Genomic DNA, 24,391 nt, shown 5'->3' with positions numbered 1-24,391 from the left:
GTTCGACCTCAGCGGACCAGGAGGGCGCCCGGCTCGACGCGGACGTCGAACGCGGTGACCTCGCCCATCTCCTCGCCGTCGATCTCGAACACGAGGGGCGTCTTCAGCTCGACCGAGATGCTCTCGACCGGAAGGTGGCGGGCGGACTCGGTGCTCACGGCCTCGTCGGTGGCACCGAAGAGACGGCGGATGCCGTTGTCCCAGACGAATGAACGGAGTGTGTCGAGCCACTGCAGCGCACCGTCCGCGCTGATCATGAGCACGTCGAGCTTGCCGTCGTCGAGCACCGCATCGGGAAGCAGCCGGATGCCGCCCTGCACCATCCCGCAGTTGCCGATGAGCATCGTGTGTCCCCGCACGGCCACGGCCTTCTCCCCGTCGATCGCCAGAGTGATGTCGGTCATCTCGGTGCCGGCGAGTGCGCGGCCCATCGCCTCCACGTAGGCCAGCCAGCCGGCCTTGGACTTGAGGTCGTCGTCGGTCTCCACCAGCATCTGCGCATCGACGCCGAAGCCGACCATCACGGCGAAGGCGTGCTCGGTGCCGTCGTACGAGACCCAGCCGAGGTCGATCCGACGGGGCTCGGCGTCGCGCACGCGCTCCAACGCCGCCTTCACGTTGTTCAGCGGAACGTCGAGGTTGCGCGCAAGCAGATTGCCCGTCCCCTGCGGCACGATCCCCAGTGCTGTGTCAGACCCCGCCAGGGACTCCGCGACGGCGCGTACAGTGCCATCGCCGCCGACGGCGATTACGATGTCCCGGCCGTCTTCGCGGGCCTCACGAGCCATGCCCCGGCCCGGGTCCTCCGGAGTCGTCTCCCACCAGCGGATGTCGTACTGAGCGTCGAACACGCCGCTCACGGCGGTCTGCAGGACCTCCTGCTCGACCTTCGAAGGGTTCCAGACGATGCCGATACGTGCGTGGGTCATATCGTCAGCTTGGGACACCTCGCCCGATACCGCAAACTCAGGCTGCGGACTCAGCCGTAGAAGAGCTGCTCGAAGGTCTTCCGTGCGCGTCGGGTGACCCCGAGGTAATCCTCTTCGAGCTCGGTCGCCGATCGATCGGGGTAGCCCAGGAGCCTGCCGATCGCGTCGAGCTGTCGACGATCCGCCGGCAGCACGTCACTCGTCTGCCCCGTGAGCAGGGTGATCGCAGAGCGGAGACGGCTGGACAGGAGCCAGGCTTCACGAAGGCGCAGCGCGTCCTCCTCGGAGACGAGATCAGCGGCGACGGCAGCCTCGAGGGCACCGAGCGTCGACGTCGTGCGCAACCCGGGAACCGCGTGCGCATGCTGCAGCTGCAGCAGTTGCACCAGCCACTCCACGTCGCTGAGCGAGCCGGGACCGAGTTTCAGGTGACGCCGCGGATCGGCGCCCTGCGGCAGCCGCTCCCCCTCGACCCTGGCCTTGATCCGCTTGATCTCACGTGTGCCCTGCAGATCGACGGACTCCGGATAGCGGATCGAGTCGGCCAGGGCGGTGAACCGCGTGATCAGCTTCGCGCTCCCGGCGACGCCGCGGGCGCGGAGCAGGGCCTGCGCCTCCCAGGACAGCGACCAGCGTCGGTAGTACTCCGTGTACGCCTCGATGGAGCGGACGACGGGCCCGTTGCGTCCCTCCGGTCGGAGGTCAGCATCGAGGTCGAGCGGAAGGCGGTGATCGGTCAGATGCTCCCGCAGGCCCGCCACGATCTGCGTCGCCAGCTTCTGAGCCCGCTGCGGATCGACGCCGTTCGCGTCGTACACGTAGAGGATGTCGGCGTCGGACCCGAAGCCGAGCTCGGCGCCACCGAACCGTCCCATCGCGATGACGGCGAAGTCCAACGCCTCGTCTTCGAGCGGGACCACCTCGCGGATCACCGCGCGCAGGGCGGCTTGAATCGTGGCCTCGGTGATCTCGGTGAGTGCGGTGGCCACCTCTTCGATGGTGAGGACGTCGAGGACTGCTCCCATAGCGGTGCGCAGGAGCTCACGCCGTCGCAGCGCCCTGACGGCGCGCAGCGCATCGCCGATGGACTCATGACGCGTCTGTATCGCACGAGCCTCCTCGTCGAGCGCTGCCGCGCCCCGAGGGCGCAGACGCCCCGTGCTGTCCAACCATGCCACGGATTCGGGGATCCACTCCAGGAGCTCCCCGACGTAGCGTGAGGATGACAACAGGCGGGTGAGACTCTCGGCGGCCCCTGAGGAGTCCCGCAGCATCCGCAGGAACCAGGGAGTGTCCCCGAGACGCTCGCTGATGCGCCGGAATGCGAGGAGCGCATAGTCGGGGTCGCTGCCGTCCGCGAACCACCGCACCATGATGGGCATCAGGTGGCGTTGGATCGTCGCCTTACGGCTCAGTCCGCTCGTGAGGGCGCCGATGTGCCGGAGAGCTCCCGCCGGGTCACGGAACCCGATCGCCGCCAGGCGGTCGTGCGCCTGGGCTGCGGAGAGCGTGCGCTCCTCCTCCGGCAGCCCGGCGACGGCGCTGAGCAGCGGCCGGTAGAACAGGCGGGTGTGGATCTCGCGCACCTCGCGCCGCACGCTCTCCCAGCGCGCCCACACGCCCTCGCCGCTCTCGGCCAGTCCGGTGCCTCGCGCCAGGATCCGAAGACCGGCAGGAGTGCGCGGCATCAGATGCGTGCGGCTGAGCTCCCTGAGCTGGAGGCGGTGCTCCATGAGCCGCAGCAGACGATAGTCGTCGGCGAACGCGGCTGCATCGACGCGCCCGATGTAGCCGCCCTCGACGAGTGCGTCGAGACTCTCGAGGGTTCCACGCGTGCGCAGCGATTCGTCGGTGAGACCGTGGACCAGCTGCAGCAGCTGCACCGTGAACTCGATGTCTCGCAGACCGCCGGCTCCGAGCTTCAGCTGATACGGCGCATCCTCGGGATCGATGTGCTCCATCACGCGCTCCCGCATGCGCTGCACGCTCTCCACGAAGTCCTGTCGCGCCGCGCTCGACCAGATCTTCGGCTGCACCGCGGCGATGTACTCGCCCCCGAGCTCGGCGTCTCCCGCGATCGGACGGGCCTTGAGCAGCGCCTGGAACTCCCAGCTCTTCGCCCAGCGGTCGTAGTACGCGAGGTGCGACGCGAGCGAGCGGACCAGTGCACCCTGCTTGCCTTCGGGGCGGAGAGCGGCGTCCACCTCCCACAGCGGCGGCTCCACCTCGATGGCGTCGAGGTTGCGCATGGTCTCGCGCGCGAGTCGCGTGGCGATATCGATCGCCCGCGCCTCCGAGAGGATCTCCTCGTCGCTACTCCCGCCGACGAAGATCACATCGACGTCGCTGACGTAGTTCAGCTCGCGAGCCCCGGCCTTGCCCATCCCGATGACGGCGAGACGCGTCGCGGCCACTTCCGCACGGCCCATCGATGCCTGCAGTCTGGTCCTGGCGACGGCGAGCGACGCTTCGAGGGCGGCACCCGCGATGTCCGCCAGCGCCGCAGACACCGGTCCGACGATCGACTCCGGGTGCGGATGCGAGAGATCATAGGCGGCGATAGCGGCGAGATGCCGACGATACGCGATTCTGATCGCGACGACCGCATCATCGTCGCCCGACTGCGCGAAGCCGTCTTCCGCGCCCACCGCAGCCAGCAGGCGCTCCTGCAGCTCCGCCGACGAGGGCAGCCCGACGATCGGCCCTTCCAGGACCGAGAGCTGATCCGGGTGGCGGAAGAAGAACTCGGCGAACCCTTCCGACGCGCCGAACACCCGCCACACCCGCCGACGCGTCTCCTCGTCGACCAGCAGCCGCCGCAACGGCTCCTCGTCGCGGCGCGCCACCCGCAGGAGTCCGCGCACGGCTGCATCGGGGTCAGCGGCGTCGGCCGCCTCGAGCAGGACCGAGCGCGGCTGATCCAGAATGGCCGCCAGCTCAGCGAGGGAGGCCGCGGCTTCACTCAACTCGGAGAAGCCGAGCCTCGCCAGCGCGGAGAGGGAGACCGAATCGTCAGGACGCGCCATCTGTGCGGATCAGAGCAGTTCGAGATTGCTCTTCAGCTCGAACGGGGTGACCTGACCTCGGTAGGCCTCCCATTCCTTGCGCTTGTTGAGCAGCACGTAGTTGAAGACCTGCTCGCCCAGCGTCTCCGCGACGAGCTCGGATGCCTCCATGTACTCCAGGGCATGGTCGAGACTCGCCGGCAGCGCCTCATAGCCCAGTGCACGCCGCTCGGCGTCGCTCAGCGACCACACGTTGTTCTCGGCCTCGGGCGGGAGATCGTATCCCTCCTCGATGCCTTTGAGCCCCGCTGCGAGCAGGAGTGCGTACGCGAGATACGGGTTCGACGCCGAATCGATGCCCCGGTACTCCACGCGGGACGACTGACTCTTGTTGGGCTTGTACATCGGCACGCGGACGAGAGCGGAGCGGTTGGCGTGGCCCCAGGTCACGAAGCTCGGCGCCTCGTCGCCGCCCCACAGGCGCTTGTACGAGTTGACGAATTGGTTGGTGACTGCAGAGATCTCGTTCGCATGACGGAGCAGGCCCGCGATGAAGTGCCGCCCTGTCTTCGACAGCTGGTACTTGGCGCCTTCTTCGTAGAAGGCGTTCTGGTCGCCTTCGAACAGCGACATGTGCGTGTGCATCCCGCTGCCGGGCTGGTCGCTGAGGGGCTTCGGCATGAACGTCGCATAGACGCCCTGCTCGATCGCCACCTCCTTGATCACCGTGCGGAAGGTCATGATGTTGTCGGCTGTCGTGAGTGCGTCCGCGTAACGGAGATCGATCTCGTTCTGCCCGGGGCCGCCTTCATGGTGGCTGAACTCCACGGAGATGCCGAGGTCTTCCAGCATCCGCACCGAGCGGCGGCGGAAGTCGTGCGCCGTGCCACCGGGAACATTGTCGAAGTATCCGGCCGAGTCCACGGGCACGGGGCCGTCGGGACCGAACGAGGAGGACTTCAGCAGATAGAACTCGATCTCCGGATGCGTGTAGAACGTGAATCCGGCGTCCGCGGCCTTCGCGAGCGTGCGCTTGAGCACGTGACGCGGGTCGGCGACGGCCGGCTGCCCGTCGGGCGTCGTCAGGTCGCAGAACATGCGCGCGGTCGGATCGATCTCCCCGCGCCAGGGCAGCGTCTGGAACGTCGTCGGATCGGGCTGCGCGAGCAGATCGGATTCGTAGGTGCGTGTCAGCCCCTCGATCGCCGAACCGTCGAACCCGATGCCCTCCGCGAAGGCGCCCTCGACCTCGGCCGGCGCGATGGCCACCGACTTGAGCGTGCCGATCACGTCCGTGAACCACAGCCGCACGAACTTGACGCCGCGCTCCTCGATGGTCCGGAGGACGAAGTCCCTCTGCTTGTCCATGGCTACTCTGCGCCCTGGCCCTTTGCGTCGCCCTTGACATCCCAGCCCTGCTCGACGGCCTCTTCCTCGGCCCAGGCGCGCGAACGCTCCTTGACGACCTCGGGCGCACGGCGGGCCTCGGCCTCCGTGTCGAACGGACCGATGCGGTCGATGGAGGGCGAGATCATGCCGAACTCGATCTCGCCGGTCGTGGAGTTGTACCAGTACTTGTGGTCGCCGTCAGACATGTCTGCCCCTTCTTCACGTGATGTCATCGATCCTACTGGCGCGCACCGCGGTCGCTAAGCTATCGCCCATGGCAAAAGCGATCGGCGTCGACATCGGCGGCACGGGTATCAAAGCAGGAATCGTCGACCTCGAGCACGGAATCATGGCATCCGACCGGGTGCGGGTCCCCACTCCCGAGGGCGCATCGCCGCAGGATGTGCTCAACGCCGTGCAGACCGTTCTGAAGACGCTCGACGTCCACGACTCCACCCTTCCGCTCGGTGTCGCCTTCCCGGCGATCGTCAAGCGCGGCAAGACCCTCTCCGCCGCGAACGTCTCGAAGGAGTGGATCGACTTCGACGCGGAGCGGTTCTTCCGGGACGGCCTCGGCCGCAACATCGTCTTCGTCAACGACGCCGATGCCGCCGGCGTCGCGGAGGCCCGCCATGGCGCCGCCAGGGACGTGCGCGGCTTCACCCTTCTGACGACCCTCGGCACCGGTATCGGATCGGCTTTCCTCTACGACGGTGTGCTGCTGCCGAACACCGAGCTCGGGCACCTGAACTTCCGTGAGTACGAGTCGGTCGAGACGTACGCCGCGACCTCGGCGCGCGAGCGCGAGAACCTCACCTGGGCCGAGTGGGCCGAGCGCCTGCAGGCGTTCTACTCGCACATCGAGTTCCTGTTCAGCCCCGACCTGTTCGTGGTCGGCGGCGGCGTGTCGAAGAATGCGGGCGACTTCCTCCCGCTTCTCGATCTCAAGACCCCGATCGTCCCGGCGATCCACCGCAACAACTCCGGCATCATCGGTGCGGCGTCCCTGGCCGGGGACTGATCGCCACGACGCCGGACACCCGAAGGCCCCGCTGACTCTGCAGTCATCGGGGCCTTCGTTCGCCTTCGGGGACGATCAGCCGCTGGATGGTGGACCCCCTGGCGGTCTTCGGTGGGCAGATCCACCCCCCGCGAGCCTCGCGGAGGTCACCGAATCCTCGTGCACCCACCGGGGGTGGGTCGACCAAGTCCGGGGAGGTGAATGGCCCGACTCATACGGGCGACGTCCCGCCTCTCGTCCGGGGGCAAAACGCCCGCGGCCGGTCAGCGCTGCGGCGGCAGGACGAACGTGGTCTCGTACGCGTGCACCTCGCCGTTCACATCCCCCACACTCGTGATCGTGTACGGGCTGAGGTTCAGCGTGTCACCGGCGTAGAGCGGGGTCAGGTACGTCTGGTTCGTGGGGTCGACAGAGTGCAGGCTCCCGCGACGAACCGCGTTCAGGGCTTCGTACGAGTACGGGCCGAGACAAAGCCGTTCGAGGATCGCATCCTTGTAGTCGCCCGACGCGACCAGGTACGACGCGAGCGAGCCGTCATCCGCGGACACGACGGTCCCATTCGCTCCTGCGCGCGATCCCAGGTCGACCATGCCGTCGTACAGACCGACGTCCAGCGGCTCGCCGTTGGAGATCGTCCCATCTCCGCCTGGCCGCCGGCACTGGGGTGTGGCCGCGGGGACCGGGTCGGCGCCCGACGTCGGCTGGATGCTCGGTGCCAGGGTGGGCTGAGCCTCGGCAGGTGACTCGACGGCTCCCGGGGTCGGCGCGCCACAGCCGGTGAGCGCTGCGGTGGATAAGCCGAGGAGAAGCGCCGTGGTCGCGGCGGGCGTGCGGTACGACATGAACGAACGCTACAGGGCAGCCGGCATACGAACCAGCAGCGAACGCCGAGCGTGTCACTGCGAGGTCCCCACGCGCCACCTCGACGTACAGAATCGAAATGAACTTGCTCAGATCGTGAATGCGAATGGGCCGACCTGTACGCCGGGTTCTGTTCCGGGGTTCTTCGCCCCTTCGACGGCCATCTCTCTCGGCGACACGTTGCCGTGGCACTCTAGCGGTCTACCCGAGGACTCGGCGAGCCGCGTCAACATCCTCTGTCTGACCTTGCTCCGGACGAGGTTTACCTGGCGGGCCATGTCACCATGGCCCCCGGTGGTCTCTTACACCACCCTTTCACCCTTACCCCTTGCGGGGCGGTCTACTCTCTGTGGCACTTTCTCGCGGATTGCTCCGGGTGGGCGTTACCCACCGTCCTGCCCTGAGGAGCCCGGACGTTCCTCGGTGCGGTCACCCGCAACGCGGCCGTCCAGTCGACCCATTCGCGTCTCCAGTCTACGTTCTCCGGATCCCCCGGCCTGCGACTACTTCTCCGCCGACTCCGCGATGCGCAGGTCGAGGGGCACATCGATCGGGAAAGAGCCGAACAGTCTCGTCGTCGCGGTGGCCGCTGCCTCTCGCACGGCCTCCGCAGCGGCCTCGGCATGTTCGAGCGGAACATGCAGGATCACCTCGTCGTGCAGGAAGAACGCGAGGTGCGGCGCGCGTGCGAACGGACCGGATGCCGCAGCCTCGGCGAACACCTCGGGGATCTGCTGCAGCCGATGACGGATCTCCGCCAACCAGATCAAGGACCACTCGGCAGCCGTGCCCTGCACCACGAAGTTCCGGGTGAACCGCCCCCAGTCGCGTGCTCTGCGTCGCGCGAGAGCCACGACCGCCGGGTCGGCGTCCGCGTCGGTCGCTTCCGACTGCAGCCGCATCCACTCCACCGATGGCCGCGGGGAGGATCGGCCGAGCCAGGTCGACACGATGCCACCGTCCTCTCCCGTGCGCGCTGCGGCATCGACGAGCGCCATCGCGCGCGGGTACACCTTGCGCAGGCGCGGAACCAGCCGGCCGCTGTCGCCCGTCGTGGCTCCGTACATCGCTCCGAGAACCGCGTACTTCGCCTCCTCCCGAGTCGCGACCGCACCGGAGGCGACGACTCCGGCGTAGAGATCACTCCCCCGGGCGGCCCGGGCCATCGCCTCATCGGCCGCCATCGCGGCGAGCATCCGGGGTTCCAGCTGCGCGACGTCTGCCACGACCAGAGTCCATCCGGGATCCGCCCGCACTGCGGGGCGCAGGCTCCTCGGCAGCTGGAGCGCCCCACCGCCAGCCGAGGCCCAGCGCCCGGTGACGACGCCGCCCGGGATGTACACCGGACGGAATCGTCCCTCGTGCACCCACTCCGCAAGCCATGCCCAACCGTTCGCGCTGAGCAGTCTCGAGAGCTTCTTGTACGCGAGCAGCGGTTCGACCACCGGATGATCGTGCTCGGCGAGCTCCCACCGACTCGTCGACTCCACCTGGATGCCGACGCGATGCAGCGCCCGAAGCAGCTTCTGCTGGCTGTCGAGGTGGAGCGACGAGTCACCGAGGAGCTCACGCACCCGATCGCCGAGCTCGACCATGCGGCTCGGCACTCCCCCGGCGACCGGACGCGTCCCCAGGGCGTCGGTCAGGATCGCATCGTGCACGCCCGCGTCCCAGGGCAACCCTGCGACCCGCATCTCCTCGGCGATCAGGCCACCCGCCGATTCGGCGGCGCACAGCAGTGTGAGACGTCCGTCCGGTGCAGCAGCGATCACGTCGCGCTGCACCCGGTACTGATCGAGCGTCACGGCGACCGCATCGTCATCGACGACATCGTCGAACACGTCGAACAGCGATGGGACCGCTGCGGCAGATTCGCGTCGCTCCCAATCGGGCGATGCCGGAAGCGGGCTCGGAACCGACGAGGTGTCCCGCAGGATGGCGTGGCACAGGACCAGATCATGGCTGCGCGTGATCCGAACTCCGTGGCCGAGGAGAAGCGCATAGGTTTCCGCGGCGGAGCGCATGATCCATCGCGGAGCATCGGAATCCTCGACCGAACGAACCCACGCGGCGAGATCATCGGCGCGCAGAAACGTGCGGTCCTGCTCTCGGTCTTTCCCGTCGAGTTCGATCGCCGCGTACTCCCGCGGCCCGACGGAGATCAGCGCGATGCGTCTCTCGACGCCCGACGCCGGTGTCGTCATCGCCGGCGCGCGCAGGCGCCGCTCATGCGAGCCCGGACTCCTCGGTGCGCACGAGGATGCAGCCGCATTCGGGACATGAGACCACGAGATCATCGGCCGCGCGACGGATGTCGTTCAGGTCGGTGCTGGGGAGCAGGATGCGGCAGCCTTCGCAGGTGCCGCGAGTGAGCAGCGCGGCGCCCGCGCTGTTCGCGGCACGGCGTGCGTACTCGGCCAGCAGCTCCGGCGCCACGCCTTCCGCAACGGCAGCCCGATCGCGGGCGAGTTGTGCACCGAGCTCGGTGGCCGCGGCGACATCCGCCTTCGCCTGCGCCGTCAGCGCGGAACCCTCCGCCGTCGTGGTGTCGAGAAGTGCCTGCTGCGCGGCGAGGGCGGCTTCTGCTTCCTCGAGCCGTCCCATCACATCGAGTTCGGCGTCCTCGAGGTCGCTCTGCCGGCGGGCGAGGCTCGCCAATTCGTGCTCGAGCGCCTGCGCGTCCTTGGAGTTCGTCGATGCGGCGAGCCGCTCCGCGTCGCGATTCCGTCGTGCCTCGACGACGGCGACATCGGATTCCAGGCGCTTCAGCTCGGTGCGCACATCGTCGCGGGTGCCGGCGAGAGAGGTCAGCTCGCGGAGCTGCTCCTGGCGGATCGCGACGAGCTCGGTGATCCGCCCCGCCTGGCTCGGCTTCGTTCGTGCACGCTCGGTCTGCGCGATGCGCCGATCGAGGTCGGCGATGTCGAGCAGGGTGCGCTGGTTCTCGGGGCTGGCGTTCACGCTCTCAAATCTAGTCGCTGTCACGACATCCGCCCATCAGTGCACGTCGCCGTCGACGTAGTACCAGTGACGGTCCTCCCGCACGAAGCGGCTGCGCTCGTGCAGCGACCCCCTCGCTGCTCCCTGACGCCAGAGCGCCTCGAACTCCACCACGCCGTCGCGGTCGAAGGGGCCTCCGGCCACGCGATCGATGAGGACCAGCCGCCGCCACTCGAGGTCGGGCTCGAAATCGATCGTCTCCGGCCTCGTCGTCGGATGCCAGCTGCGCAGAAGGTGCGCCGCGTGCTGAACGACGAAGGCCGTGTAACGCGAACGCATCAGACGCTCCGCCGTCGGAGCAGCGGCTCCATCGAGAATCGGGCGGCAGCACGCGCCGAACGTGTCCCCGGACGAGCACGGGCAGCGTGACCCGTCGTCGATCACGACGTCATCCGGCGCCATCTCCGCCTCCGTTGTCATCCCCTCAGCGTACGCTCGACGAAAAGGCCAAGAAGGAGCATCGTGACCACTCAGCCCGTCGTCCCCTCGTTCACCGCCCACAACGGGTTCGCCCTCCCGGCCATCGGCCTCGGCACCTACGGACTCCACGGCGATGTCGGGGCGGAGGCCGTCAGCGGCGGCATCGGCGCGGGCTACCGCCTGGTCGACACGGCGTTCAATTATGAGAACGAGGGCTCGGTCGGGCGCGGGGTCGCCACCTCGGAGGTCGATCGCTCCGAGATCATCGTGACCACCAAGCTCCCCGGCCGCCACCATCCCTCGGCGAAGGCGCGCACGAGCATCGAGGAGAGTCGTTCCCGCCTCGGTCTCGATGTGACGGACCTGCACCTCATCCATTGGCCGAACCCCCTCCAGGACGAGTACGTCCAGGCCTGGGTCGCGCTCGTCGATGCCCAGGCCCGCGGTGTCGTCCGGCAGATCGGCGTGTCGAACTTCCTCCCGGAGCACCTGGAACGCATCGAGCAGGAGACCGGGGTGCGGCCCGTCGTCAACCAGATCGAGGTGCATCCGTACTTCCCGCAGGAAGAGCAGCTCGCCTACCACCGAGAGCACGGCATCCTCACCGAGGCATGGAGTCCGCTGGGTCGTGCGAAGGAGCTCTTCGACGAACAGGTGATCCACGACATCGCCGCGGCCCGTGGCATCACGAACGCGCAGACAGTCCTCGCGTGGCACGTCGCCCGCGGCACGGTGTCGATCCCGAAGGCGTCGTCGCTCGCACACCAGGTGGCGAACCTCGCAGCCGCCGAGATCGTGCTCGACGATGCCGAGGTCGCGGCGATCACTGCGCTGGGACGCGCGGACGGACGCCTCTTCGACGCCGACCCGCGGACGCACGAGGAGTCCTGACGCCGATCGCGTCAGACGTTCTGCGTACCCAGCACCCGCAGGAACTCGAGCTTGCTCGCCGATTCGCTTCCGGGTGCGGCGGTGAGAACGATCAACGCGTGCGATTCATCCTCGGTGAAGAGCGCCTGACAGTCCACCTCTATCTCGCCCAGTTCCGGATGCACCATCACCTTGTGCTGCTCGAACCGACGGCTCACCACGTGGGCGTCCCACAGCTCGACGAACTCCGGGCTCCGGGCGGTCAGCTCTGCGACGATCTCCCCGGCGCGGGATCGGGCGCCCATCACGCCGTGCGCGGCACGCAGCGACCCGACCAGGGCGCGGGCCTGTCGCGGGTGATCGGCCTCGCGATACCGACGCCGTTCGACGTCGGGATACGCGAACCAGCGGTAGATGCCGCTGCGGTCGAGCCCGGTGAGTGCACTCGCATCGCCCACGAGCGCGCGGGACGCATCGTTCTGCACCAACACTTCATCGAGGACGGAGACGACGAAGGCCGGGGTGTCGTGCAGTCGGTCGAGCACGCGGAGGATGCCGGGGCGTACGTACTCCGTGATGTGTGCACGATCGGGGGCACTGTGGCCGCAGAGCCGGAAGAGGTAGTCGCGCTCGTCCTCGGTCAGGCGCAGAGCCCGGGCCAGCGCGGCGAGGATCTGCACGCTCGGCTGCGGACCACGCCGCTGCTCCAGACGGGCGTAATAATCCGTCGACATGGTCGCCAACTGCGCCACCTCCTCCCTGCGCAGTCCCGCGGTGCGTCGTCGCGGCCCCGCCGGGAGCCCGACGTCGACGGGCCTCAGCGCCTCCCGCCGACGGAGGAGGAATTCGGCCAGTGCATCACGATCCACCCCTGAAGTATCCCCCGCTGTCGACCCCGGTTCCAGGGATCCCCGATCCCTGGATGTCCGCTCTCTGGATGGACGGTGCCAGGAGGCCGAGGCTGGTCGCATGAACACCAGCGGAAACACCATCTTCATCCCGGGAGCGACGAGCGGTATCGGCCTCGCCCTCGCGCTGCGCCTGCACGATCGGGGCAACACCGTGATCGTGGGCGGACGCCGCGAGGACCGCCTCGCGGCCATCGCGACCGCGCACCCCGGCATCCACACGATCCGCATCGACACTGCCGACGCGCGCAGCATCGAGGCCGCTGCCCGTACTGTGCTCGCCGAGCACCCTGATCTCAATGTGCTCATCACCATGGCCGGCGTCATGCGGGCAGAGGACTGGACGACCCCGTCGGGCTTCCTCGCCACCGCCGAGGAGACGGTGACCACGAACGTCCTCGGGCCCATCCGGCTCATCGCCGCTTTCATCGATCACCTGCGCGCGCAGCCGGATGCGACGATCATGACGGTCTCCTCCGGGCTCGCGTTCGCCCCGCTCCGGGTGACCCCGACCTACAACGCCAGCAAGGCCGCCATCCACATGCTCAGCGAGTCTCTGCGCCTGCAGCTCGAGGGGAGCAGCGTGTCGGTGCTCGAACTGGAGCCGCCGGCCGTGCGCACGCCACTCATGCCCGGGCACGAGGAAAACGAGTCGGCGATGCCGCTCGACGAGTTCATCGATGAGGTCATGATGCTGATCGAGTCGCAGCCGGACGCCACCGAGATCCAGGTCGAGCGGGTCAAGTTCCTCCGCTACGGCGAAGCCCGCGGCGACTACGACCAGGTCGTCGCGACGCTGAATCGCACCGACCCTCACGGTCGCTGAGAACGGAGGGCGTGGGCCTCCGAGCCCGGCGCCCTCAGGGACGCAGGGTGGCAGCCGCGGCGGTGAGGGCGTCGGCGGACTGACGCAGCAACGCCAGCTCACCGTCGGAGAACGACGTGTTCCGGATCGGCACGGCACCCGCCGCGCTCACGATCGACGGCACCGAGAGGGCGACACCGTCGAGCCCGTGGAAGTCGCGCAGCACCGTGCTCACCGGCATCACCGCATGCTCGTCGCTCAGGATCGCCTCGACGATGCGCGCGCTCGACAGGCCGATCGCATAGTTCGTGGCTCCCTTGCCCTGGATGACCTTGTACGCGGCGTCACGCACGTCGACCGCGATCTCCTGCAGCTCGTCGAGCGTGAAGCGCGGGTGCCCCGGCGTCTCCCACTCCAGGATCGGCACGGTGCCGATCGTCGCGCGGGACCAGAGCGGGAATTCGGTGTCGCCGTGCTCGCCGATGATGTGGGCGTGCACGCTGGCGGTCGACACTCCGGCGCGCTCACCGAGCTTCCACCGCAGCCTCGACGTGTCGAGCACGGTTCCCGAGGCGAAGATCCGCTCCGGCGGAAGCCCCGTCTCCTCCTGTGCGATCACCGTCAGCACGTCGCAGGGATTCGTGACGATCACGTAGATGGCGTTCGGTGCGACTTCGAGCAGATCGGGCATCATGCGGCGGATGATGCCCGCGTTGACCTCGGCGAGCTCGATGCGGGTCTGGCCGGGCTTCTGCTTGGCCCCGGCCGTGATCACCACGACGTGCGAACCGGCCGCGACGGAGATGTCGCTGCCGCCGATGATGTCGCTGGAGCCCGTGAACTGCGTGCCGTGGGCGAGGTCGAGCACCTCGGCCTCGACCTTTTCGGTCGCGATGTCATACAGCGCGACGTGCCGGGCAGAGCCACGGATCAGTGCCGCATAGGCGACACTCGATCCCACGCTTCCCGCACCGACGACCGTGAGCTTCGAGTTCTCGATGATCTCCATGCGCACAGTCTTGCAGTGCGGCACCCCGATCCGGGAGGGGTCTCACCGGAAGAATGCCGTCCCGCTCGACGACGTCACAGCGCGGCGGCGACAGCCTCCGCCGCAGTCGCGTGTGTGAACCGGAATCCGGATCGCTCCAGTACCTGCGGCCGGACATCGGCGTCGGGGAGCAACAGCGATTCCGCAGCGTCCCCGAGAGCCCAGCGCAGCGCCCAGGCCGGCGCGGGCAGCCAGAACGGCCGATGCATCCGCGCGGCGAGCGCACGACCGATGTCGTTCGCGGAGGCCGGAGTGGGTCCGGTGAGGTTGACCGGCCCCACGATCTTGGCGTCCAGGATGTGGCGGATCGCCCGCACCTCGTCATCGAGCGAGATCCACGGCCAGATCTGCGTGCCGCGGCCCAACGGCCCGGAGACGCCGAATCGGGTCAGCTGGATGAGGGGCTTGAGGACTCCGCGTCTGTGCACCACCGGCGCGGTACGGAGCAGGGTGACCCGGGTGTGGTCTTCCGCACGTCGCGCTTCGGCTTCCCACCGCACGGTCAGATCGGCCAGGAAGGTCTGCCCTGCGGCCGAGTCCTCGGTGAGGATCTCACCGGGGGCGGAGCCGTAGTACCCGACGGCGGATGCCGAGACGAGCGCCGGGGCGTCGGAGCGCAGTGCCCGAAGCGCGGTGGTCAGGGTACGCGTCGCCTGGAGCCGCGAGTCGACGAGCTCCCGACGATAGCCGCGTGTCCAGGGCAGCCGTCCCACGCTGGCTCCGCCGAGGGCGACGACCGCGTCTGCGCCCGTCAGAACCTCGGGGTCGAGTGCGCTCTCCCCCGGCGCCCATTGCGCCTCGTCCTCCGATCGCGGGATCCGACGGACCAGAGCGGTGGCTTCGATCCCATCCGCGCGGAGCGATGCGGCGAGTGCGGTGCCGATGAGGCCCGATGCCCCGCTGATGACGATACGTCCCGCCATGTGTGAAAACTCCCCTGTCCGATCGCCGAATCGTGTCGTGCGGTCCAGCGTACGCGCCGCCTCGCTCCCCGGAGGTCAGGTCTCAGCGGGCCCGCCGATAGTGCGTCGCTAGGACCCCGCTGCGAAGCGGTGTGGCGGAGATCAGCTCGAGACGGCGTGTTCCTGGCAGTCCGTCCTGATAGAGGGTCGGGCCGTGACCCACGATCCGGGGGTGCACGAGGAACCGGTACTCGTCGATCAGGTCCAGGCGATCGAGTTCGCTCGCCAGCATCCCGCTGCCGAGCAGGACACCATCGGGGGTGTCGTCCTTGAGTCTCTGCACGCTCGTGCGCAGGTCTCCGACGAGGCGATGGCTGTTGACCCAGGGGAAGTCGTCTCGCGTGGACGAGACCACATACTTCGGCTTCGCGTCCAGCGCGACCGCCCAGTCGTACAGCGCGCGTGGAGCGTCCACCTCACCGCGGGCGACCGCCGGCCAGGCGTCCTCCATCATCTCGTAGGTGGTCCGGCCCCAGAGCATCGCACCGGATTCCTGCAGCAGTCGCGTGAAGTGGGCGTGGGTCTCGTCGTCGGCGATCCCCTCACGATGATCGACGCAGCCGTCGAGGGTGACGTTGATGCTGAAGGTCAGAAGTCCCATGCGGGGAGCATAGGTCTGCGGCGAGGCGACCGCCAGGGGTTCTCGGGCGGTCGCCTCGCCGCTCATCGGCTGCCTTCACCCGCCCTTGGTGCCTCGCGAACGCGTGACGCCGATGACCGTGTCGAGGATCACGAAGCCGAGGAGTGTCCATCCGACGAGCGGAAGCCAGAAGCCGATGAGAACGGCGGCGACTCCCACCGCTCCGATCCCCCACCACGGTGCCGTCGGCAGCACGCGGCAGGGTGGGGCCCCGACGACGGGGCCCGTGACACGCGGCGTCCTCCGTTTCCACCACAGGAGATAACCGAGCACGACCATCGCGGCGAGTCCGACCGCGACGACGAACAGCACGACCTGGTTGACGAGTCCGAACATCACCCCCATGTGCACATTGATGCCCCAGCTGGCGAGCTTTGCAGCGAGCGGGAGGTCCGCGAAGTCGATCCGGTCGACGACCTGCATGGTGATCCCGTTGATCGCGAGGGAGTCGCCTTCCGTGGGGAAGCTGCTCTTGATCTCGCGGATCGTCCATGCCGTGCCGGGTTCTGCCGGTGGTTTGATCTCGACCTGCCCCGTGTTGACGTTCTCTTCTTGCGCGATCGCGAGGATCGCGTCGAAGGTAGCAGGATTGGCGGCGCCGGTCGGTGCGGTCATCGCGCCGTTGTGGCCGGCGTGCTCATCCGCTGACGCGGTTCCGCCGTCGAGGCTGGTCTCGATCGAGGGCGTGCCCCAGTCGAGTGCGGCGCGAAGACTGCTGACGTTGTTCCCGGCATACTGCGACCAGGTGATTCCGGTGGCGGAGAGGAAGAGCGCACCGAGGATGACCCAGATCCCGATGCTCGTGTGCCAGCCCAGCATCCCGCGGTAGCCCTTGTGGGCGAGGTTCGGGCGAAGGAGGTCCTTCTTCGCACGGGACTTCCGGATGCGGACGATCCACAGCGCCAGACCCGCCACGACCACGATCCCGAGCCAGGAGGCGGCGAGTTCGCTGTAGAGACGTCCGGCGTCTCCCAGGTGGAGGTTGCGGTGGAGATTGCTGATCCAGGTGCGGAGCGGCGTCGCGCCGCTGGTGCCGTAGACGACCAGATCGCCGCGGATCTCTCCGGTTCCGGGATCGACGAACACGGCCCTGGATTCGCTCGGTCCCAGCCCGTCCTCGGCGTACATGATCCGTGTGGTGTCGCCGGGTTCGGGTGCGGGCCGCACAGCGAGGAGTCCGGAGGGGTCGCCACGGTAGTCGGCGGCGGCCTCGATCTGCTCCGCGAGGGTGAGTGAGGTCTGCGTGTCGGGTGCACGCAACTGCTCCGCGTAGACGGCCTGTTCCAGCTGCGGGGTCAGCGCGTACAGGGCGCCGCTGACGGCGGCGATGAGGATGAACGGCCCGACGAGGATGCCCGCGTAGAAGTGCAGACGGAGCAGCAGAGGGACGAACCATCCGCGTCGACGGGACGTGGCGGGTGGGGAGTGTGGGGAGTGTGGGGCGGATTCGGACGATGTGAGGGTCATGGTGGTGCTTTCCGGATGTGAGGGGTCGCCGATGGATCGTCGTGCACACCCGGAAGAAGGGAATGCCCCGGGCGCAGACGGACGACACCGACGGTCGTTCAGGAGGCTCTGGGCGCGCGTGGCGCCCAGAGCGGGAACACACCGGCCGCAGACGAGCCGGTGCGGATCAGCTCACGCCGTGCGCCGGCGGAGCCCGGCCCCGCAGACTCGCGAGTGTCGACGACTCACGCAGACGACGACCACGCGGCGAGACGCCGGGTTCACGCAGGTCGAGCATCGCGGGGGCGCCCAACGCCGCTGCCACCCGACGACGCACCCAGAGGACCACCCGAATCGCGAGGTCTCGCAGCGCGAGCAGCATCCGCTCACCGCGATGCGCGGCGGCGACCGTCACGATCGCCGCCGACAGGTGTCCGATCCACATGGTCGCGTCGGCGACGACCAACTCCGCCGTGGCGGAAGCACCGGGCAGAAGCATGGCAGTGCCGTGCACGTGACCGAGGGATCGCCCCGAGGGCTCGATCGTCCCCAGGACGAACAGGAGGTGGAACAGGAGTTGGCTGATCGCGATGGAGATGCTCGATCGGATCACCGAGAGCTTCCGGCCCGCGAGGAGCACGCAGATCATGAGGGAGAAGATCCAGGGCACCAGGATGCCCAACGGGCCCGGCATCTGTCCGCCGCCGGTCACGTGGCCGGCCAGCGCCGCGAACGTCGCGAGAGACGCCGAGGAGAAGCCACGCACGAGTGCGCTCTTCCTCGACGGGATCATGTTCCCATCCTGTCATCGCCGCGGCGACAGGGTGGAGCTCGTGATCTGGGGTGGGCCCTGCCGGGATCGAACCGACGACATCCACGGTGTAAACGTGGCGCTCTACCAGCTGAGCTAAAGGCCCTGGTGTCGTCAGTCTATCGGGAGCCCGGTGCGCACCCGTGTCGTAGAAGAGGGATAGGCTGAATCCGGCGCGCGTTGTGCACAGCTGACAAGGCTGCCCGTGTCGCTTCCCGTTTCCTTGGCATGACCTGCCAGCTTGACGAAAGGTTCCCCCGTGACCGTGCACGACCAGGATCCGTACTCCCAGGGCCCCCTCGACAGCGATCCGGAGGAGACCGGCGAGTGGCAGCAGTCCCTCGATGAGCTGGTGGATGCCAAGGGCCACGGCCGCGGCCGCGAGATCATGCTCAGCCTGCTCAAGCGCTCGAAGGAGCTGCACCTGGGCGTGCCGATGGTCCCGACGACGGACTACATCAACACCATCGCCTCGGAGAACGAGCCCGAGTTCCCCGGCGACGAAGAGGTCGAGCGTCGCTACCGTGCATGGATCCGCTGGAACGCCGCGATCACCGTGCACCGCGCGCAGCGCCCCGGCATCGGCGTCGGCGGACACATCTCGACGTACGCGTCGTCGGCCGCGCTGTACGAGGTCGGCTTCAACCACTTCTTCAAGGGTGCCGACAACCCCGGCGGCGCCGACCAGATCTTCATCCAGGGTCATGCCTCGCCCGGCACCTACGCCCGCTCGTACCTCGAGGGACGTCTGAGCGAAGACCAGCTCGACGGCTTCCGCCAGGAGAAGTCACACGCCCCGAACGGCATCCCGTCGTACCCGCATCCGCGTCTGATGCCGGAGTACTGGCAGTTCCCGACCGTGTCGATGGGGCTCGGGCCGATCAACGCCATCTACCAGGCGATGTCGAACAAGTACCTCGAGAACCGCGGCATCAAGGACACCTCGCAGTCGCACGTCTGGGCTTTCCTCGGCGACGGCGAGATGGACGAGGTCGAGAGCCGCGGCCAGCTGCAGGTCGCCGCCAACGAGGGCCTCGACAACCTCACCTTCATCGTCAACTGCAACCTGCAGCGCCTCGACGGTCCGGTGCGCGGCAACGGCAAGATCATCCAGGAGCTCGAGTCGTTCTTCCGCGGTGCGGGCTGGAACGTCATCAAGGTCGTCTGGGGTCGCGAATGGGACGACCTGCTCGCCCGCGATACCGAGGGCGCACTGCTCAACCTGATGAACGTCACCCCGGACGGCGACTACCAGACGTACAAGGCCGAGTCCGGCGCTTACGTGCGCGAGCACTTCTTCGGACGCGACGAGCGCGCCGCGGCCCTCGTCAAGGACTACTCCGACGAGGACATCTGGAACCTCAAGCGCGGTGGCCATGACTACCGCAAGGTCTACGCCGCGTTCAAGGCGGCGACCGAGCACAAGGGCAAGCCCACCGTCATCCTCGCGAAGACCGTCAAGGGCTACGGCCTCGGTCCGCACTTCGAGGGCCGCAACGCGACCCACCAGATGAAGAAGATGACGCTGGACAATCTCAAGACGTTCCGCGACGCGATGCACATCCCGATCACGGATGCGCAGCTCGAGGAGAACCCCTACCTGCCCCCGTACTACAACCCGGGCCCCCAGGACGAGACGATCCAGTACATGCTCGAGCGTCGTCAGGCGCTCGGCGGCTATCTGCCGGAGCGCCGTTCCACCCACGTCGGACTGTCACTGCCGGACGACTCGGCGTACGCCCTGCCCAAGAAGGGCTCCGGCACGCAGGAGATCGCCACGACCATGGCGTTCGTCCGTCTGCTGAAGGACCTGCTGCGCTCGAAGGACTTCGGCCACCGCATCGTCCCGATCATCCCGGACGAGGCCCGCACGTTCGGAATGGACGCCTACTTCCCGTTGGCGAAGATCTACAACCCCAACGGCCAGCACTACACGTCGGTCGACCGCGAGCTCCTCCTCGCCTACAAGGAGAGCCCGCAGGGCCAGATCGTGCACGTCGGCATCAACGAGGCGGGTGCGCTCGCAGCGTTCACCGCGGCCGGCACCTCCTACGCCACGCACGGCGAGCCGCTGATCCCGATCTACCTCTTCTACTCGATGTTCGGATTCCAGCGCACCGGCGACGCCCAGTGGGCGGCGGGCGACCAGATGGCCCGCGGGTTCATCATGGGCGCCACGGCAGGTCGCACCACCCTCACGGGTGAGGGCCTGCAGCACGCAGACGGCCACTCGCACCTGCTCGCCGCCACGAACCCGGCGACGGTCTCGTACGACCCGGCCTACGGCTACGAGATCGCGCACATCATGCGCTCCGGTCTCGAGCGCATGTACGGCGGCAACCACGAAGACCCCAACGTCATGTACTACATCACGCTCTACAACGAGCCGATGGTCATGCCGGCGGAGCCGGAGAACGTGGACGTCGACGGCATCGTGCGCGGCATCCACCGCGTTTCGGTCGGCGAGGGCGAGGGCCCCCGCGCCCAGCTCTTCGCGTCGGGCGTCGGTCTTCCCTGGGCACTCGAGGCTCAGCAGCTGCTGAAGAACGACTGGGGTGTGATCGCCGACGTCTGGTCGGTCACGTCCTGGACCGAGCTTCGCCGCGACGGCCTCGCCGCCGACGAGCACAACTTCCTGCACCCGGAGGAAGAGCCCCGCACCGCGTACCTCACCCAGAAGCTGCAGGGTGCCGAGGGTCCGGTCGTCGCGGTCAGCGACTTCATGCACGCTGTGCAGGACCAGATCCGCCCGTGGGTGCCGAACCGCTTCGCCACGCTCGGTGCCGACGGCTTCGGCTTCTCCGACACGCGGGCCGCGGCTCGTCGCTTCTTCAAGATCGACGGCCCGTCGATCGTCGTCCGCACGCTGCAGTCGCTCGCCGAAGACGGGGTCGTCGACCGTTCTCTCGCCGCGCAGGCCATCCAGAAGTACAGCCTGCACGATGTGAACGCCGGAACCAGCGGCAACGCGGGCGGCGAAAGCTGAGCCCTCGGTGACAGGTTCTCCTCCTTCCGGCATGGACAAGGCCGCGACGCTCACCTGGCTGCGCCGGATCTCCGGTGACATCGCCTCGGTGACGATCAAGCGCCTGGAGGACACCCTCCCGTGGTACGCCGATATGCCACCAGCCCGCCGCTCTGCGGTCGGGCTGGTGGCCCAGGCGGGCATCACGTCGTTCATCCAGTGGTACGAAGACCCCACCTCCACACCGTGGATCGCGGCCGACATCTTCGCCGCCGCCCCGCGTGAACTCCTGCGCAGCGTCAGCCTCCAGCAGACCCTGCAGCTGATCCGCGTGACGGTCGAGGTCACCGAGGAGCGCGTCGCCGGACGGGGAAACGATCTCCGCGAAGCGATCCTGCTCTACTCGCGTGACGTCGCCTTCGCGGCGGCCGACGTGTACGCCAGGGCTGCGGAGGCCCGGGGCCTGTGGGATGCGCGCCTGGAGGCGCTCGTCGTCGACTCGATCCTCACGGGCGAGGCCGACGAAGAGCTCCCGAGCCGGATCGCCGCGCTCGGATGGCACGGACACGGGGAGGTCGCCGTCCTCGTCGGCACCACGCCTCCCCAGTTCGACGTCGATCTGGTCCGCCGTACGGCGAGGAAGCTCGCTGTCGACGTGCTCATCGGCGTGCAGGGCTCCCGACTCGTCCTGGTGCTCGGACGCGCCCGAGTCGAGGGGCACGAGGTCGAAGAGGAAGAGCTCGGCTTCCAGGAGATCGCCTCCCGCCTCGAGCCGTCCTTCGGCCCCGGATACGTCGTACTCGGCCCCGAGGTCGCCGCCCTCGTGGACGCGAGCCAGAGCGCACGCGCCGCGCTCGCGGGGTTCGCCGTCGCCCGTGCATGGCGCGGTGCTCCCCGTCCCGTCGAAGCCGATGACCTGCTCCCGGAACGGGCACTCGCCGGAGACCCGTTGGCGAAGCAGACCCTGATCGAGCGCATCTTCCGCCCCTTGCAGGCGCACTCCACCGATCTGGTGACGACTCTGTGGAGCTACCTCGACAACGGGCGCTCCCTCGAAGCCACAGCACGCGAGCTGTTCGTGCACCCCAATACCGTGCGCTATCGCCTGAAGCGCGTGAGCGAGGTCATCGGCTGGGACGCCACCGGCCCCCGTGAGGCTCTCATCCTGCAGACCGCGCTGATCCTCGGTTCGATCGGTGCGGCGGATCAGGTGCGGCGGCGGCCACCGCTTCGACGTCCGCAGCGCTGAGCGCGCCCTTCTGTACGCCACACACAAGGGTTTTTCCGAATCTTGTGATGGATCATCCACCGATCTCCGGCAATCGTTGGCAGACTGGGTGGGTGATTGTCGTCGTATGCCCAGGTCAGGGCTCGCAGACCCCCGGATTCCTCGCCCCTTGGCTCGAGCTCGACGGGGTGGCCGAGCGCCTCGCCTCGTACTCCGACGCCGCGGAGGTCGATCTGCACGAACACGGCACGGTGTCCGACGCTGACACGATCCGTGACACGCGTGTCGCGCAGCCGCTGATCGTCGCCGCGTCGTTGATCGCCGGTGACGCATTGACGCAGCGCGCCGGTCGTCGCGCCGACGGCATCGCCGGCCACTCGGTCGGAGAGATCGCGGCACTCGTCGGCAGCGATGTGATCGACGCCGACACCGGCATGCGCCTGGTGGGCATCCGCGGCCGTGCGATGGCCGACGCTGCGGCGCAGGAGCAGACCGGGATGAGCGCCGTGCTCGGGGGCGACGAAGACGCCCTTCTGGCGCGCCTCGCCGAGCTCGACCTCTCCCCCGCCAACTACAACGGCGGCGGACAGATCGTCGTCGCCGGCGCCCTCCCGGCTCTCGCCGCTCTCGCGGAGGAACCCCTCAAGGGCACCCGCGTGGTCCCGCTGCAGGTTGCCGGAGCCTTCCACACGCGGTACATGGCTTCCGCCGTCGCCGCTCTCCGCGATGCGGTGGCCGACGTCACCCCCGCGAACCCCGACATCACTCTCTGGACCAACCGTGACGGCTCCGTCGTCGCGGACGGGACCCAGGCGCTGAGCTTCCTCGTCGACCAGGTCTCGTCGCCGGTGCGCTGGGACCTCTGCATGCAGTCCTTCGCAGACGCCGGCGTGACCGGGGTCATCGAGCTCGCCCCCGCCGGCGCCCTGGTCGGCCTCGCCAAGCGCGGCCTCCGCGGTATCCCGACCGTCGCCGTGAAGACTCCCGAAGACCTCGATGCAGCCGTCGCGCTGCTGAATGGAGAAGCCGCATGAGTGCCACCCTCGCCCAGGTGACCGGCCCGGCATACACGCGCATCTACTCCTACGGCGCCGCCCGCGGCGAGAACGCCGTGCCGAACGAAGACCTGGTGGGTCCGATCGACTCCAGCGACGAGTGGATCCGCCAGCGCACGGGCATCATCACCCGCGCGCGAGCCGACAAGGGGACGGACGCGATCGACCTCGCGACCACGGCGGCGGCCGAGGCGATCGAGAAGTCGGGTGTCCCGGCGGACCAGGTCGATCTGGTGATCGTCGCGACCATCAGCAACCCCAAGCAGACCCCGTCCGTCTCGGCGATCGTGGCCGACCGTGTGGGGGCGAACCCCGCGGCGGCCTACGACATCAACGCTGCCTGCGCCGGCTACGCCTATGCGATCGCTCAGGCCGATGCGCTGATCAAGGCCGGCGCTGCGCGCTACGCACTGGTGATCGGCACCGAGAAGCTGTCCGACGTCGTCGATCCGACCGACCGCAGCATCTCATTCCTCCTCGGCGACGGTGCGGGCGCTGCGCTCATCGGCCCGAGTGACACGCCGGGCATCGCTCCCGCGGTCTGGGGCTCCGACGGCTCGAAGGCCGACGCGGTAGGCATGAACGGCACACTCACCGACTTCCGCGACGGCATGGTGCCGTGGCCGACCCTCCGCCAGGAGGGCCCGACGGTCTTCCGCTGGGCGGTCTGGGAGATGGCCAAGGTCGCACGCGAGGCGCTGGACAAAGCGGGCGTCGAGCCCTCCGACATCGCCGCGTTCATCCCGCACCAGGCGAACATGCGCATCATCGACGAGTTCGCCAAGCAGCTGAAGCTGCCCGACACCACGGTGATCGCGCGCGACATCGAGACGACGGGCAACACCTCCGCCGCCTCCATCCCGCTGGCCAGCCACCGCCTGATGGCCGAGCACCCCGAGCTGTCGGGCGGTCTCGCACTGCAGATCGGCTTCGGCGCCGGCCTCGTGTTCGCCGCTCAGGTCGTCGTCCTTCCCTGAGAATGCGCTGACCTTCCCTAGACTGTTCCACGGTTCCGAAAACAACCCGCA

General features: G+C 68.3%; 21 protein-coding genes, 1 tRNA gene and 1 other RNA gene. 7 read left to right on the top strand and 16 right to left on the bottom strand.

From position 1 onward, the window contains the following. Positions 1-8: 8 nt before the first annotated feature. The 4 genes from MST3598_RS08070 to MST3598_RS08055 are packed head-to-tail and all read right to left on the bottom strand — an operon-like array spanning position 9 to position 5,529. Entirely contained in the window at positions 9-929 is a 921-nt protein-coding gene (locus MST3598_RS08070; RefSeq protein ID WP_029260275.1) for a diacylglycerol/lipid kinase family protein, read from the bottom strand. A 50-nt stretch (positions 930-979) separates the two neighbouring features. Beyond that, positions 980-3,955 carry a bifunctional [glutamine synthetase] adenylyltransferase/[glutamine synthetase]-adenylyl-L-tyrosine phosphorylase gene (locus MST3598_RS08065; protein ID WP_029260274.1) on the bottom strand — a complete coding sequence of 992 codons (2,976 nt, stop codon included), beginning with the start codon at positions 3,953-3,955 and terminating at the stop codon, positions 980-982. Between the two features lie 9 nt (positions 3,956-3,964). Continuing rightward, positions 3,965-5,302 (bottom strand): type I glutamate--ammonia ligase, encoded by a 1,338-nt coding sequence (glnA, locus tag MST3598_RS08060; RefSeq protein ID WP_021200708.1) that lies wholly within the window; start codon positions 5,300-5,302, stop codon positions 3,965-3,967. 2 nt (positions 5,303-5,304) lie between these two features. Further along, positions 5,305-5,529 (bottom strand): hypothetical protein, encoded by a 225-nt coding sequence (locus MST3598_RS08055; protein ID WP_021200709.1) that lies wholly within the window; start codon positions 5,527-5,529, stop codon positions 5,305-5,307. 68 nt (positions 5,530-5,597) lie between these two features. Between MST3598_RS08055 and ppgK the strand changes: the two genes are divergently transcribed. Beyond that, a complete protein-coding gene (ppgK, locus tag MST3598_RS08050) occupies positions 5,598-6,344 on the top strand; it encodes a polyphosphate--glucose phosphotransferase (protein WP_021200710.1) in 747 nt (248 codons plus the stop codon). A gap of 263 nt (positions 6,345-6,607) precedes the next feature. Here ppgK and MST3598_RS08045 read toward each other — a convergent pair whose 3' ends face one another. The 5 genes from MST3598_RS08045 to MST3598_RS08025 form a co-directional block, all read right to left on the bottom strand. Further along, positions 6,608-7,186 (bottom strand): hypothetical protein, encoded by a 579-nt coding sequence (locus tag MST3598_RS08045; protein ID WP_021200711.1) that lies wholly within the window; start codon positions 7,184-7,186, stop codon positions 6,608-6,610. Between the two features lie 122 nt (positions 7,187-7,308). After that, an RNA gene (gene rnpB, locus MST3598_RS08040) (RNase P RNA component class A) lies at positions 7,309-7,665 on the bottom strand. 43 nt (positions 7,666-7,708) lie between these two features. Then, positions 7,709-9,409, bottom strand: a complete 1,701-nt coding sequence (locus MST3598_RS08035) for a bifunctional 3'-5' exonuclease/DNA polymerase (RefSeq protein WP_029260272.1) — start codon at positions 9,407-9,409, stop codon at positions 7,709-7,711. Positions 9,410-9,431: 22 nt separating this feature from the next. Then, a complete protein-coding gene (locus MST3598_RS08030) occupies positions 9,432-10,166 on the bottom strand; it encodes a zinc ribbon domain-containing protein (RefSeq protein WP_029260271.1) in 735 nt (244 codons plus the stop codon). 36 nt (positions 10,167-10,202) lie between these two features. Beyond that, positions 10,203-10,625: a YchJ family protein gene (locus MST3598_RS08025; protein WP_096359514.1), complete on the bottom strand. Its 423-nt coding sequence runs from the start codon at positions 10,623-10,625 to the stop codon at positions 10,203-10,205. Positions 10,626-10,667: 42 nt separating this feature from the next. Here MST3598_RS08025 and MST3598_RS08020 point away from each other — a divergent pair, with 42 nt between their 5' ends. Continuing rightward, entirely contained in the window at positions 10,668-11,516 is an 849-nt protein-coding gene (locus MST3598_RS08020) for an aldo/keto reductase (RefSeq protein WP_036271811.1), read from the top strand. Positions 11,517-11,527: 11 nt separating this feature from the next. On the opposite strand, the gene MST3598_RS08015 is transcribed toward MST3598_RS08020, so the two are convergent. Then, positions 11,528-12,364 carry a helix-turn-helix transcriptional regulator gene (locus MST3598_RS08015; RefSeq protein WP_029260268.1) on the bottom strand — a complete coding sequence of 279 codons (837 nt, stop codon included), beginning with the start codon at positions 12,362-12,364 and terminating at the stop codon, positions 11,528-11,530. Positions 12,365-12,464: 100 nt separating this feature from the next. Here MST3598_RS08015 and MST3598_RS08010 point away from each other — a divergent pair, with 100 nt between their 5' ends. Next, the gene (locus MST3598_RS08010; protein WP_029260267.1) at positions 12,465-13,229 is read left to right on the top strand and encodes an SDR family oxidoreductase; all 765 of its coding nucleotides are present in this window, start codon (positions 12,465-12,467) and stop codon (positions 13,227-13,229) included. A gap of 34 nt (positions 13,230-13,263) precedes the next feature. Here the strand turns inward: MST3598_RS08010 and MST3598_RS08005 are convergent, their stop codons facing one another. The 6 genes from MST3598_RS08005 to MST3598_RS07980 form a co-directional block, all read right to left on the bottom strand. After that, entirely contained in the window at positions 13,264-14,217 is a 954-nt protein-coding gene (locus tag MST3598_RS08005; RefSeq protein ID WP_021200718.1) for an L-lactate dehydrogenase, read from the bottom strand. A 74-nt stretch (positions 14,218-14,291) separates the two neighbouring features. Beyond that, positions 14,292-15,179 carry a TIGR01777 family oxidoreductase gene (locus MST3598_RS08000; RefSeq protein WP_029260266.1) on the bottom strand — a complete coding sequence of 296 codons (888 nt, stop codon included), beginning with the start codon at positions 15,177-15,179 and terminating at the stop codon, positions 14,292-14,294. Positions 15,180-15,261: 82 nt separating this feature from the next. After that, positions 15,262-15,819 (bottom strand): dihydrofolate reductase family protein, encoded by a 558-nt coding sequence (locus MST3598_RS07995; protein ID WP_029260265.1) that lies wholly within the window; start codon positions 15,817-15,819, stop codon positions 15,262-15,264. Positions 15,820-15,894: 75 nt separating this feature from the next. After that, entirely contained in the window at positions 15,895-17,325 is a 1,431-nt protein-coding gene (locus MST3598_RS07990) for a PepSY-associated TM helix domain-containing protein (RefSeq protein ID WP_029260264.1), read from the bottom strand. Between the two features lie 166 nt (positions 17,326-17,491). Beyond that, on the bottom strand, positions 17,492-18,097 hold the full coding sequence (locus MST3598_RS07985; RefSeq protein ID WP_051671194.1) for a hypothetical protein: 606 nt from the start codon (positions 18,095-18,097) through the stop codon (positions 17,492-17,494). Positions 18,098-18,148: 51 nt separating this feature from the next. Continuing rightward, positions 18,149-18,221 (bottom strand) — tRNA-Val (locus MST3598_RS07980). 153 nt (positions 18,222-18,374) lie between these two features. Here MST3598_RS07980 and aceE point away from each other — a divergent pair. From aceE to MST3598_RS07960, 4 genes are all read left to right on the top strand, one after another. Then, positions 18,375-21,101 (top strand): pyruvate dehydrogenase (acetyl-transferring), homodimeric type, encoded by a 2,727-nt coding sequence (gene aceE / locus MST3598_RS07975; protein ID WP_096359512.1) that lies wholly within the window; start codon positions 18,375-18,377, stop codon positions 21,099-21,101. A 31-nt stretch (positions 21,102-21,132) separates the two neighbouring features. Further along, positions 21,133-22,329 (top strand): PucR family transcriptional regulator, encoded by a 1,197-nt coding sequence (locus MST3598_RS07970; protein WP_021200724.1) that lies wholly within the window; start codon positions 21,133-21,135, stop codon positions 22,327-22,329. Positions 22,330-22,421: 92 nt separating this feature from the next. After that, positions 22,422-23,342, top strand: coding sequence for an ACP S-malonyltransferase (locus tag MST3598_RS07965; protein WP_029260262.1), 921 nt, complete (start codon positions 22,422-22,424; stop codon positions 23,340-23,342). Then, positions 23,339-24,340 (top strand): beta-ketoacyl-ACP synthase III, encoded by a 1,002-nt coding sequence (locus MST3598_RS07960; RefSeq protein WP_029260261.1) that lies wholly within the window; start codon positions 23,339-23,341, stop codon positions 24,338-24,340. The genes MST3598_RS07965 and MST3598_RS07960 overlap by 4 nt, the downstream gene beginning before the upstream one ends. Positions 24,341-24,391: the final 51 nt, after the last annotated feature.

Origin of the sequence: Microbacterium sp. TPU 3598 (genome assembly GCF_002356155.1) — a bacterium.
Classification (GTDB): Bacteria; Actinomycetota; Actinomycetes; order Actinomycetales; family Microbacteriaceae; genus Microbacterium; species Microbacterium maritypicum_A.
This window is presented reverse-complemented; position numbering and strand designations above follow the sequence as displayed.